Below are 12,315 nucleotides of genomic sequence, written 5' to 3'. Positions count from 1 at the left end.
AAAAAGACAAAAGCCCCGTACGAAAGTACGGGGCTTTTGTCTTTGTGACTATCTGGCCGCTGGCTACGCAAGAAGAAAGTAGGACAGAATGAACGTTGTGCAGCAACGAGACCCGAAGGGTAAGTCACGGAGTAGTTCATTAGCTGCCAGGCATCAAATAAGTGGCAAACCCTGTACTGACGTACAGGGTTTTTTACTATGCGATGTATGAGTAAATATCTACCAATAAAAAGGCCATCCGCTAGGATGGCCTTTTGCATTTCAGGTATCTGAGTGTTCAACAAATCAGTGATTAGAGCTTTGCGAAATCCCAATGCCAGTTTGCGAACGTACGAACTGTGGATAAAAGCGTTCTCTCTCCTTCTGTCCTTCAAGCGAGTGGTCGGTAATCGAGAAGAACCAGGTACCTACAAAAGCAACAATCATTGAGAAAAGTGCTGGATATTCGTACGGATAGATTGGTTTCGCATGCCCCAAAATCTGCACCCAAATGGTAGGTCCTAGGATCATCAGGATCACAGCCGTCAGCAATCCGAGCCAGCCGCCAATCATTGCCCCGCGCGTCGTCAGCTTCGCCCAATACATCGACAGAATGATAATCGGGAAGTTACAACTCGCGGCAATCGAGAATGCTAAACCGACCATGAACGCAATATTCTGTTTTTCAAACAAAATACCCAACCCGATAGCCACAATTCCGAGAATGATGACCGTGATCTTTGATACGCGTAGCTCATCGCGCTCTGTAGCTTTTCCGTCTTTAATTACGCTGGCATAAAGATCGTGTGAAACAGCTGACGCACCCGCAAGTGTTAACCCAGCCACGACGGCTAAGATAGTAGCGAACGCGACGGCAGATATGAAGCCGAGGAAGAAACTGCCACCGACGGCATCAGCCAAATGAACTGCTGCCATATTGTTACCGCCCAGCAGGATGCCGCTTGCATCTTTGAAGGCCGGATTAGAGCCCACCAGTACTATGGCGCCAAAGCCAATAATGAAAGTCAGAATATAGAAATAACCAATGAATCCAGTGGCATAAAACACGCTTTTGCGGGCTTCTTTAGCGTCATTGACGGTGAAAAACCGCATCAGAATATGTGGCAACCCGGCTGTACCGAACATTAATGCCAGGCCGAGGGACAGTGCCGATATAGGGTCGGATACTAACCCTCCGGGACTCATTATCGCGATACCTTTAGGATGAGATGCCACAGCCTGAATGAAGAGCGTGTTGAAGTTAAAGTTGACGGATTTCATAACCATCACGGCCATAAATGTCGCGCCGGCTAATAGCAGAATAGCTTTGATTATTTGCACCCAGGTCGTGGCCAGCATGCCGCCGAACAGCACGTACATTACCATCAGGATCCCGACCAGTACGACGGCAACATGATAGTTCAGACCGAACAGCAGCTGAATCAGTTTACCCGCACCGACCATCTGGGCGATCAAATATAGTGCGACGACTACCAGCGAGCCACAGGCTGAGAGTACACGGATGGGTTTCTGTTTAAGCCGGTAAGATGCCACATCAGCAAAGGTGTACTTGCCAAGATTGCGAAGGCGCTCGGCAATCAGGAATAAAATGATTGGCCAGCCAATAAGGAAACCAATGGAGTAAATCAGGCCGTCATAACCTGACGTATAAACCAGTGCGGAGATCCCCAGGAAAGACGCGGCAGACATGAAATCCCCCGCGATAGCCATACCATTTTGCAGTCCGGTAATTTTACCACCCGCTGTGTAATAGTCCTGACGGGAGCGGGTTCGTTTAGAGGCCCAGTAAGTAATGTAAAGTGTTGCGCCAACGAACAGCACAAACATCACGATAGCTTCAATATTCAGTGGCTGACGTTTTACTTCACCGGCAATGCCTTCTGCCGCAAAGGCGCTGAAAGGGAAGGCTGTCGAAAGCATCAGAAGCAGCGAACCGCGGCGCGTATTCATGGCTGCACCTCACGGATGATGTCGGCGGTGAGTCGGTCAAACTCACCATTGGCGCGGATGACATAAATACCGGTGAGAACGAATGAAATCACAATCAACCCGACACCCACCGGGATCCCGCGTGTGATCGTAGCGCCTTCATAAAGTGGGGTGCCCAGCCACTGCGGATCAAACGCAATCAGCAGGATGAAGGCGACATACATCGCCAATGTGATACCTGAAAGCAACCAGGCAAAGCGGCTACGTTTTTGCACCAATTCCCTGAAGCGCGGATTATTTACAACTCTCTGATAAATGAGATCATTCATCTCAGTGACTCCTTTGAGGCATTGATAGAGTTCACCGCGCCAGGGCGGTGAAAATTACGATGGCACTTTCATTGATTGTTTTTCTTCCAACAATTTTTCGACTACACCAGGGTCCGCCAGCGTAGAGGTATCTCCCAGATTGCTTGTATCTCCGGCGGCAATTTTGCGCAGAATGCGTCGCATAATTTTGCCGGATCGGGTTTTAGGTAGTGAATCGGTCCAGTGAAGAATGTCGGGCGTCGCAATGGAACCTATCTCTTTACGCACCCAATTTCTGACTTCCGTATAGAGTTCCGGGGAAGGTTCTTCGCCGTGATTAAGTGTGATGTAGGCATAAATAGCCTGACCTTTGATGCTGTGTGGGATGCCCACTACAGCGGCCTCGGCGATTTTAGGATGTGAGACCAGTGCTGATTCAATTTCTGCGGTACCCAAACGATGGCCGGAAATATTTAGCACATCATCTACGCGACCGGTTATCCAGTAGTAACCGTCTTCATCACGACGAGCACCATCACCGCTGAAGTACATGTTTTTAAACGTAGAGAAGTAGGTCTGCTCGAAACGGTCATGATCGCCAAACAGGGTGCGCGCCTGACCCGGCCATGAATCAGTGATAACCAGATTACCTTCGCAGGCACCTTCCTGAGGTATACCTTCGTTATCGACCAGCGCAGGTTGTACGCCGAAGAAAGGACGCGTGGCTGATCCCGCTTTCAGTTCAGTCGCGCCTGGCAGCGGCGTGATCATAAAACCGCCGGTTTCGGTTTGCCACCACGTATCAACGATTGGACATTTACTGTTACCGATAGTTTTGTAGTACCACTCCCAGGCTTCAGGGTTAATCGGCTCGCCCACTGACCCCATAATTCGTAGTGATTCCCGGCTGGTGCCCTTCACGGCTTTATCCCCTTCGGCCATCAGCGCACGTATCGCGGTTGGCGCGGTATAGAGAATATTCACTTTGTGTTTATCAATCACCTGGGCCATACGTGCCGGCGTCGGATAATTCGGTACGCCTTCGAACATCAGGCTGATGGCACCACAGGCCAGCGGGCCGTAGAGTAAATAACTATGGCCGGTAACCCACCCGACGTCAGCGGTACACCAGTAGATATCACCATCGTGATAGTCGAAGGTATACTTGAAGGTCAGGGCTGCATACACCAGATAACCGCCGGTGGTGTGCAATACACCTTTCGGTTTACCGGTTGAGCCGGAGGTATAGAGGATGAACAGCGGATCTTCAGCATTCATTTCTTCTGCAGGGCACTCCGCTGATATCCCTTCTACAGCATCATGCCACCAGATATCGCGCCCTTCTTTCCATTCGCCCTGTTTACCGGTGCGTTTGAAAATGATGGAGTGAGTGACGCTGGTCACTGAAGGATTTTTCAGAGCGTCATCGACGTTTTGTTTCAGCGGAATAGTTCTGCCTGCGCGCAAGCCTTCATCCGCGGTGATCACAACTTTTGCACTGGAATCGACAATGCGTCCAGCGACAGCTTCCGGTGAGAATCCGGCAAATATTACCGAATGCACTGCGCCGATACGGGCACACGCCAGCATCGCCACGGCCGCTTCCGGTACCATCGGCATATAAATAGCCACCACATCGCCTTTCTTCACGCCCAGGCCTTTCAGCACATTGGCAAACTGACACACGTCATGGTGAAGTTGTTTGTAGGTGACATGCTGATTTTCAGCATTCGGATCATCGCCTTCCCATATTAATGCTGTCTGGTCGCCTTTTTCTGCCAGATGACGATCAAGACAGTTGGCCGCCAGATTAAGAGTACCGTCTTCAAACCAGCGAATATCGATATTTCCGGGAGCAAAAGAGGTGTTCTTAACTTTTGTGAAAAGTTTGATCCAGTCGAGAACTTTAGCCTGCTCCCCCCAAAATGTATCCGGGTCCTCTACAGACTGTTGATAGTACTGTTGATATTTCTCAGGTGTGATCAGGGTACGTTCTGCCACAGAGGCAGGAATAGGATGCTTATAAACATGGCTCATGATTTTTCTCCTTTGATTTGTTAATCATATGTCAATCAAAGGTTAAGTGTAGTTTGCATCAGGGCTTTGTTTGCTTTTTGGGTGTCAGATCACGCAAGCAGGGATAAAGCAGCAGGATATCTGCAACATCGCTGTGGGGCATGACACATAAGTTCAGGAGAGTTAACGGAGCAAAGCATTAAACATGTTTTCCCTCAATTAACTGAACAGATGATGAAAGAAGTTTTATAACGAAAATGATCCTGAACCGAATATCCAACCTTTCGACGGCATAATATTGTTGACCTGTGGAAGGATTTTTATGATCTCTGAGGGCGAAATTGCGTCCATAAATGCGTAAAAGTTAAATTAATTTAAATAAAACGTAATCATTCGGTTAAATAAAGCTTAATTCTGCTCATAAATAGGAGTGATTTTCATTCAAGGTGTAACATTTAATGTTAATAATTTTTACCTATAAGTTAATTCCCCTTCATAAAGATGAGATTTAAATATTAATAGCGGGGTAAAGTTCTTAATATTTGCATTGTGCAAATTATTATAACGTCAAAACGTAAATATCAGTATATTGATCTGGCAAGAGAGGGGTGCTCTCTTCGGTACAGCGAAAAATATCGCTTAATAGCTCATGGCTTAATAAATACCGTTAAAATCTCAAGGACAAATTATGTTTAACGCTAAGAACAAGACACTGATTATTGCTTTATCTGCCATTATTTCTGCTTCAGCCTTTGCCGAAGACGCAACCGGGACTCCTCCTACAGGTACCGATCAAGGTTCTGGCCGTATTCACTTCACCGGTACCGTTATTAACGCACCTTGTTCCATTGCTCCAGGCGATGAAGACATTAACGTCGATATGGGTCAGGTCGCGAATAAAGTACTGGAAACGGGCAATAAGTATTCTCAGAACGTTAACTACACCATTCATCTGCAAGATTGTAACCTGACCGCGCAAACTGTGGGCTCCGTTGAATATCCGGCAATGTCTAAAGTAGCGGTTTCATTTGCGGGTACACCTGACAGCAGTGCAACAGAATTGCTGGCTAACACCGGCAGCGCGAAAGGTGCGGGCATTCGTTTGATCGATGCGAACGGCGACTTACTGAAGGTGGGTGATACCTCTAAAGACATCAACCTTGTCACCGGTAACAACGAACTGGTGTTTGCGGCGCGTGTGGAGTCCAATACCCAGCCTGTCTCAACCGGTACTATTGTTTCTCAGGCAACTTACGCTCTGAACTATAAGTAATCGGCTTTTTTATTAAGGGGAGTCCTCTCCCCTTTATTTTTCGGGTGCATCGGGGTTCCGTGCTGGATCTATAAAAATAAAAAAGTGGCGTAATTATGTTGTTTGTCTTGGGCGGAACGTCAGCAGTAAAGAAAATTACCACGTGGTGTATTTTCTTATTTTCAGGATGCTTTATTTTCGTCGAAAGCTTCGCTGTCGAGTTCAACGTAAACTTTATTGATTCTGCCGATCGCAATAATGTCGATCTCTCACGTTTCCAGACCGCTAATTATATCGCTCCCGGCGAATACCTTTTAGACGTGGTATTGAATGGCCGTACGCTTGGCGATCAAAGCCTCATTAAATACATCCCGACAGACGACAGTAAGAATAGTCGCCTGTGCCTGACGCCTTCTCTGGTCGATAAATTCGATCTGACCAAAGTGGCGCGCGCAAAACTCACGCTCTGGCATCAGGGTCGATGTACTTCTCTGGACCAGGAGAAAGAAGTGACTGCGCGTTACGATCAGGAAAAGCAAACGCTGAACATCAGCATTCCGCAGGCGTGGCTAACCTTTCATGATGAGAACTGGGTGCCGCCTTCCCAGTGGGATGAGGGCGTGAATGGTGCGTTGCTCGATTACAACCTGCTGGGCAGTAAGTATATTCCTCAGCAAGGCGCCAGCTCGACCAGCCTCAGCAGCTATGGAACGACCGGGTTCAATCTTGGGCCGTGGCGTGCACGTGCGGATTATCAGTATTCCGCCGCCCGGACGTCAGGCAGCCCTTCAAACGATAAATTTACCTGGACGCAAACCTATCTGTTTCGTGCATTGCCCTCAATCGGCGCGCGTCTGACAGGCGGCCAGACGTATTTCAACTCCGATATCTTTGATTCATTTCGTTTTGTCGGTGTGTCAGTCAACAGCGATCAGCGGATGCTGCCACCGTCTCTGCGCGGTTATGCGCCGCAAGTAACCGGGATTGCGAAAACCAACGCCAAAGTGAGCATCAGTCAAAACGGCCGGGTAATTTATCAGACTAACGTCTCGCCGGGACCATTTGTGGTTCAGGATCTGACCGAAGCCGTGCAGGGCGCATTGGACGTTAAGATCGAAGAAGAAAACGGCAGCGTGACGACATATCAGGTCACCACCGCCACGATTCCCTTCCTGACCCGTAAAGGGCAGGTGCGTTTTAAGACCGCGATGGGCAAGCCGACAACCGGCAGTAACAACCGTGTTTTACAGCCGGGTTTTTACAGCGGGGAAATGTCCTGGGGGGCGATGAATGACTTCTCGCTCTACGGCGGGCTGATTTCCACTACCGGTAACTATCAGGCGCAGGCGTTGGGCGTTGGTCAAAATCTGCAAAAACTGGGTGCGGTCTCTTTCGACGTAACGCGTTCATCAGCCACGGTGCCGGTGGCGGGTAAACAGACGGGTTTCAGCTACCGAGCCAACTATTCCAAGCGGTTTGAATCCACGGGCAGCCAGATCACTTTTGCCGGTTATCGTTTCACGGAAAAAACCTTCATGTCGTTCAGTCAGTATCTCGACAAGGTCAACGGCGACGGTTATTCCCGTGACGATAAACAAACCTACACCGTGACGGCTAACCAGTATCTGCCATGGCCGGCGATCACCCTCTATCTGTCGGCCACGCATAAGGTCTACTGGAATGAGAACCCGAGCAACAACTACAGCGTGTCAGTGAGCAAGATTTTCGACATCGGGACGTTTACCGGCATCTCCGGCACCTTTTCCGCCAGCAAGCTCAAGTACCGGGATACGGATGAAAACCAGATGTTCCTGTCGTTCAGCCTGCCGCTGTCGTCAGGGCAACAAATCAGTTACGACGCACAGAAGGATTCGCAGGGTGGCTTCTCGCAAACCGCTTCCTATTACAACAGCCAGGATCCTAATAACAGCTGGCGCGTCGGTGCGGGTGGCAACAGCCCTGACCTGCAAAAAGGCGACGGCATTTTCCGCGCAAACTATCAACACATGTCGCCGTACGGGCAATTTGGCGCGAATGGCAGCGTGAAAAACAACGATTACCGTTCTGTAAGTGCCAACTGGTATGGCTCGCTGACAGCGACGGCCGCAGGTGCGGCTTTACATCAAAGCAGCGCAGGCAGTGAACCACGAATGATGATCTCTACCGGTGTGAAAGGTATTCCGATAAGCGACGGCGCATCAGTCACTAACGATTACGGGATTGCGGTGGTAAATGGCGTCTCAAGCTATCAGACATCGGATATCCGCGTAGACGTCAACCATTTGCCGGATGACGTAGAAGTCTACAGCTCGGTGGTCAGCAAGACGCTCACCGAAGGGGCGATAGGTTTTCGCAAAATACGCGCGATTAAAGGCGAGCGTTTGATGGCGGTGATCCGTCTGGCCGATGGCAGTTATCCACCACTAGGGGCTTCTGTTACCGACAACAGTTCCGGCTTTGAAGCGGGGCTTATCGGCGACGGCGGGCTGGCCTACCTGGCCGGTGTGTCTGGCGAGAAATCACTGACTGTAAGGTGGGGAGACGAAAACCAGTGCCGTATTCAGGTGCCGTCGTCGCCTGCCAGCCAAAGTGGCCAGATGTTATTACCTTGCACATAAGCGTGCAGACAACAGCATGAAATCAGATCCAATCAGGAAAGGAATGACCGGATGAACAACCCGATTTTACGACTCAGTGGCGCATTACTCATGATTGCCGGAATGATCCAACCGGTGCTCGCTGCCGTGAACCTTGACCGGACGCGCATCATTTACAACGCCAGTGATAAATCTGTCAGCGTGATGTTGGAAAACCAGAGCAAGGATTTGCCGTATCTGGCGCAGGTTTGGCTGGAGAATGCGCAGGGCGAAAAAATCACTTCTCCACTGGTCGCGTTGCCACCGATGCAACGTATTGATGCTGGTCAGAAAAGCCAGATCCGTATCCTACAACTGCCGGAAACTGCCGCGTTGCCCAAGGACCGTGAATCTCTGTTTTATTTCAATGTGCGTGAAGTGCCACCAAAGAGCGACATGGCGAACGTCATGCAGGTGGCGATTCAAAGCCGGGTGAAACTGTTCTTCCGACCTGCAGAATTACGCAAGTTGGTAAAGGGGAACTGGCAGGAGCAACTCCAGGTAAGCCGCCTGAGTGACGGGCTAAAACTCACCAATCCGACTCCGTTTTACATCACGGTGGGTTATCTGGGGAAAGACAATAAAGGTAACGTACCGGGCTTTGACAGCGTCATGCTCGCACCCTTTGACACACAATCGCTTACCGGCAGCCAATATGTCAGCACGGCCTATAGCCTGGGTTACATGGACGATTACGGCGGCTTACAGATCAATCAATACACATGTTCCGCGGTGCAATGTCAGCGCATCAGCAAGGATGCCCTTAAATAATACCAGCGCGAACTCTTTGTATATAAAACGGTTTATCTGAAAGGTAGGGAATGGTTATGCCTGAAGTTTTTAAAGCAACGTGGTGGCGGACGATAATGTTTAGCCTGCTATTCCTATTTTCCCGCGGCGCGCTGGCGCTGGACTGCGTGGAGAAAGGCACAGGCATTGTGGATAAACCGGCCATTCCGGTGGGGCAGCTGGCGATCCCGGCAAATGTGCCAGTGGGAACCAAAGTCTGGGAATCGAACGATATCAACGTCACAGCGTACTGCGATAACGTGCTCGGCTCGATCGTAGACGTTGTGCATTTCTACTTCAACCCGAAGTCCCAGTCGATTGGAGAGGGATTGCTGCTGGGCGTCAGCTACAACGGGCAGGATCTCGAGCAGAACGAACAACGACTTAGCACTAACAGTACACCGATCCGAAGAGGGCAGAATGTTACTGTCAATGTAACCTTCCGTCTGTATATCAAGGTCAGCGGCAACGCCCCTTCCAGCGGGCACTATCAGGGCGCGGATCAGTTCACGGTCTTCCAGCTCGACGGCAGCAGAGGGATAAACAAATCACCTGGGGCGAAAAACCTTAAATACAACCTGTCGGGATTACAGGGGATCCGCTTTCTGGCCTGCGGCTCGGATTTAAAAGTGTATCCGGAATCGCAGATTGTTGATTTTGGCGCAATTCAAAGCACCACACTTTCACGTTCTTCGGGCATTTCGCTGCCTTTCGCTATCAAGGCGGTTAAACAGGGATGTCTGGACAACTTCTCGTTGCAGGCCGAATTCTCGACGGCCAGCCCGTTACTCGATAACACTGCTATCGATTTGGCGAACGGCACGAAACTGATGCTTTATAACGATAAAGATCAGGCGATTACCTTTAATCGCTATGACAACTTTGCTGAGCTAAATAACGTCAATGAAGTCACCAAAAATTTCACTGCCAAACTCAGCGCAATACCGGGGAAAACACTTTCACTTGGACAGTTTGATGCGTCAGTGATCGTCAAGATCAATTACTACTGACCCCATTTCAGAACAGGGAGAACGACATGCTAAGAACGGCTAAATTACGCGCTCAGGCGCTGGAAGAACCGATTTATTCCGCGCAGGCGCCCGAACTCATCGCCGAAACGCAAATTCATGCCATGTTGCAGACTATCCGGGAGGATGCTGGACTGAGTAAAACCGAGCTGGCCAGACGGCTTGGAGTGACGCCTCCGGCGATCACTCGCCTTGAGAAGCGCCCGGCTCATGCCAGTTTTAATACGCTGGCCCGCTATGCGCAGGCCTGCGGTTTTGATCTCTATCTGTACTACAAATAACCAGTACGCAAGGATGCGATTTCAGATCTCACTTTTGAACACACACATCATAATCGGAGACTGATTACTCTCAATTAACATGGTGTTTTCATCATATTTTTTGAGGACCAGCGTGTCCGTATGGCCAGTCAGAAAAAAACTGTTCATCAATAACAGAGATGACATCTTCCAGTCCATAGTGTCTAAGCTGTCGATGTTAATTTGAGTACTGGTAAGGGAATAGGTATCTGTTGATTTACCCTCATGTACATAATCAAAATAGATGTTCCGCAGTATGGTTTTTCGTTCGATGATCTTACCTGCGTTGTCATATAAATACCCCGTTCCGCTAAGAGAAATAAGGATCTTATTATTATCGAGGAAGCTGAAATAAAGCGAGCTTGTCAGTCGGGCTCTCTCATTATCGTAACTCGGTTCTACAATCATATTTCCTCTGCATGACGTATTGACAGGGAAGGCAAACTTATTGTTTTTTACTGACGTCCCGTATAAGTTTGCTGCCAGCAACGTCACTGCCATTAATAGTATCAATGAGGTGCTTTTCAGGCCGGGTGATGGCCATGTTTTAAAACTTATCATGCGTTGTCCTGTCATTGGCATAATAACTTATGCAAATGTTGATTTTGTGAGAGTCATTCGTGCTGCATTGCGCCATAAAATCACGCACTGAACCGGTGTTAATTGGCGTGGTGAATTGCTCAGTTTGAAATACAAATATATTCCCCGGTGTGCACGTCATGTTATTTTTCAGGATGAAATTCTGAGCCAGCAGTATAAAATCCTGTTTTCTGGATTTCGACACTGGCGCAGTTGAATACAAGTCGCAGACGCCGATCTTACTGACCTGCAGTCTGGCTTTGGGATCGGTCAGCACGCCTTGCAGCGTATGTAGCCCCCAGACAGCAAAAGATAACAGAAAAAATGTCGTGAAAATAAAAGGATACTTATAGTGAGTTTTTTCGGTGACAGTAAATGCCTCGCTCTGCTCTACAGGTTCACAAAGAGCTGCTGGCGGTGCCTGCGGTTCGGTGTGAGGGAGGTCAGCCGGCATGATTTCCGGTAACGCATTCGTTTCTTCCGCAAGCGGTTCGGTTTTTTCCTGAGTAATGTTCAACTCGAACTGTGCAGTAATTTCCGTTTCTTTCTTAATGATAAAACCGACTTTAGGCACAGTGATGATTAATTCGCCGGTATAACCCAGTGTTGAAACCACTTTGCGTAATTTACTGATGCAATGATTAAGGTTGTTATTACTGGCTGTCAACCCATAATCATCCCATACTTTTTTAAAGAATGTTTCACGTTGCACAACGGTGCCATGCTGCTCAATGAGCAATGATAATATTCTCCGCGCAGGATTAGATACCGTGATCTTACTTTCAGTATCGTCCGGTAATGAAAGTGAGTTATCCTCCGGATTAAAGACTATTTGATTTTCAATCAGATAAATCATTTGCATCCCTATCTCCCTGTCTCGAATATCCTGAGTTTTCACTGCATCAGGTAATTACGTTCAATTGCGTTGGCGATATTTTACCTTTATATACTAAAAATACAGACAATCAGCATAAGCCGTTCTATTTATAAAGTAGAGTTTGTAAGAATAGTTTACACGTGACCTTACCGAAGTCTTCATTTTTTGGCATATATTCTGGCAGGTTTTTGTGATGAAAAACGATTTAAATCATGTGCGGAATTTTAGTAGTGAGTAAATTAGCAGGATTCTGGGCAGGTACTGGCGCATTAATTTCATCGAACTGATGCGGGAGTACGGCTTCTGTTGTTGCAGCCATGGTCAACGTCTCCCAACCTTGAGCACGCTTTCAGCGCCTATGCTTTTTGCTTAAGAAACAGCTTTCTTCCGGAGAAATGTCGGCAGGCATTCAGGGTTATCAGCGAGGGCATTTTACATCCTATAAATTTGCGGAATGTTCAAACTGCAATGTATCAGTTCAAATGTAGGTTTAATATGGCTTTATGGGATAAGTCTGAGCGATTAATGCGGTTGCGAAAGGGGGATTTGAACGTGCGGAATTGCGAAGAAAATTTTGTTAATACCAGAAAGCAAAAAACCAG

Annotated in this window: 10 protein-coding genes; 5 read left to right on the top strand and 5 right to left on the bottom strand. The window is 48.4% G+C overall.

What is annotated here, in order from left to right; all coding sequences use genetic code 11:
- Positions 1–285 precede the first annotated feature (285 nt).
- The 3 genes from actP to acs are packed head-to-tail and all read right to left on the bottom strand — an operon-like array spanning position 286 to position 4,274.
- Positions 286–1,950: a cation/acetate symporter ActP gene (gene actP / locus ACMHLI_RS23180; RefSeq protein WP_413531429.1), complete on the bottom strand. Its 1,665-nt coding sequence runs from the start codon at positions 1,948–1,950 to the stop codon at positions 286–288.
- Positions 1,947–2,258 (bottom strand): DUF485 domain-containing protein, encoded by a 312-nt coding sequence (locus tag ACMHLI_RS23175; protein WP_112167947.1) that lies wholly within the window; start codon positions 2,256–2,258, stop codon positions 1,947–1,949. The genes actP and ACMHLI_RS23175 overlap by 4 nt, the downstream gene beginning before the upstream one ends.
- A gap of 54 nt (positions 2,259–2,312) precedes the next feature.
- Entirely contained in the window at positions 2,313–4,274 is a 1,962-nt protein-coding gene (gene acs / locus ACMHLI_RS23170; RefSeq protein ID WP_413531428.1) for an acetate--CoA ligase, read from the bottom strand.
- 667 nt (positions 4,275–4,941) lie between these two features.
- Here acs and ACMHLI_RS23165 point away from each other — a divergent pair.
- The 5 genes from ACMHLI_RS23165 to ACMHLI_RS23145 all read left to right on the top strand — a co-directional run bounded on the left by ACMHLI_RS23165 (position 4,942) and on the right by ACMHLI_RS23145 (position 10,239).
- Positions 4,942–5,526, top strand: a complete 585-nt coding sequence (locus ACMHLI_RS23165; protein WP_413531427.1) for a fimbrial protein — start codon at positions 4,942–4,944, stop codon at positions 5,524–5,526.
- Between the two features lie 95 nt (positions 5,527–5,621).
- Positions 5,622–8,123: a fimbria/pilus outer membrane usher protein gene (locus ACMHLI_RS23160; RefSeq protein WP_413531426.1), complete on the top strand. Its 2,502-nt coding sequence runs from the start codon at positions 5,622–5,624 to the stop codon at positions 8,121–8,123.
- Positions 8,124–8,213: 90 nt separating this feature from the next.
- Entirely contained in the window at positions 8,214–8,912 is a 699-nt protein-coding gene (locus ACMHLI_RS23155; RefSeq protein ID WP_413531430.1) for a molecular chaperone, read from the top strand.
- A 56-nt stretch (positions 8,913–8,968) separates the two neighbouring features.
- The gene (locus ACMHLI_RS23150) at positions 8,969–9,940 is read left to right on the top strand and encodes a fimbrial protein (protein ID WP_413531425.1); all 972 of its coding nucleotides are present in this window, start codon (positions 8,969–8,971) and stop codon (positions 9,938–9,940) included.
- A 26-nt stretch (positions 9,941–9,966) separates the two neighbouring features.
- Positions 9,967–10,239, top strand: a complete 273-nt coding sequence (locus tag ACMHLI_RS23145; RefSeq protein WP_413531424.1) for a helix-turn-helix domain-containing protein — start codon at positions 9,967–9,969, stop codon at positions 10,237–10,239.
- A 21-nt stretch (positions 10,240–10,260) separates the two neighbouring features.
- On the opposite strand, the gene ACMHLI_RS23140 is transcribed toward ACMHLI_RS23145, so the two are convergent.
- On the bottom strand, positions 10,261–10,818 hold the full coding sequence (locus tag ACMHLI_RS23140) for a hypothetical protein (RefSeq protein ID WP_413531423.1): 558 nt from the start codon (positions 10,816–10,818) through the stop codon (positions 10,261–10,263).
- Positions 10,805–11,698 (bottom strand): winged helix-turn-helix domain-containing protein, encoded by an 894-nt coding sequence (locus ACMHLI_RS23135; protein ID WP_413531422.1) that lies wholly within the window; start codon positions 11,696–11,698, stop codon positions 10,805–10,807. The genes ACMHLI_RS23140 and ACMHLI_RS23135 overlap by 14 nt, the downstream gene beginning before the upstream one ends.
- Positions 11,699–12,315: the final 617 nt, after the last annotated feature.

Origin of the sequence: Rahnella inusitata, from assembly GCF_965118895.1 — a bacterium.
Lineage (GTDB): Bacteria > Pseudomonadota > Gammaproteobacteria > Enterobacterales > Enterobacteriaceae > Rahnella > Rahnella inusitata_A.
The sequence above is the reverse complement of the archived record's forward strand: the minus strand, read 5'-3'. Positions and strand labels throughout refer to the sequence as shown.

Bases quoted from the DNA above. Each gene is read 5' to 3' on its own strand.
- ACMHLI_RS23160 (WP_413531426.1), top strand. From the start codon at position 5,622: ATGTTGTTTGTCTTGGGCGGAACGTCAGCAGTAAAGAAAATTACCACG.
- ACMHLI_RS23145 (WP_413531424.1), top strand. From the start codon at position 9,967: ATGCTAAGAACGGCTAAATTACGCGCTCAGGCGCTGGAAGAACCGATT.
- actP (WP_413531429.1), bottom strand. From the start codon at position 1,950: ATGAATACGCGCCGCGGTTCGCTGCTTCTGATGCTTTCGACAGCCTTC.
- ACMHLI_RS23150 (WP_413531425.1), top strand. From the start codon at position 8,969: ATGCCTGAAGTTTTTAAAGCAACGTGGTGGCGGACGATAATGTTTAGC.
- ACMHLI_RS23155 (WP_413531430.1), top strand. From the start codon at position 8,214: ATGATTGCCGGAATGATCCAACCGGTGCTCGCTGCCGTGAACCTTGAC.
- acs (WP_413531428.1), bottom strand. From the start codon at position 4,274: ATGAGCCATGTTTATAAGCATCCTATTCCTGCCTCTGTGGCAGAACGT.
- ACMHLI_RS23140 (WP_413531423.1), bottom strand. From the start codon at position 10,818: ATGATAAGTTTTAAAACATGGCCATCACCCGGCCTGAAAAGCACCTCA.
- ACMHLI_RS23135 (WP_413531422.1), bottom strand. From the start codon at position 11,698: ATGCAAATGATTTATCTGATTGAAAATCAAATAGTCTTTAATCCGGAG.
- ACMHLI_RS23175 (WP_112167947.1), bottom strand. From the start codon at position 2,258: ATGAATGATCTCATTTATCAGAGAGTTGTAAATAATCCGCGCTTCAGG.
- ACMHLI_RS23165 (WP_413531427.1), top strand. From the start codon at position 4,942: ATGTTTAACGCTAAGAACAAGACACTGATTATTGCTTTATCTGCCATT.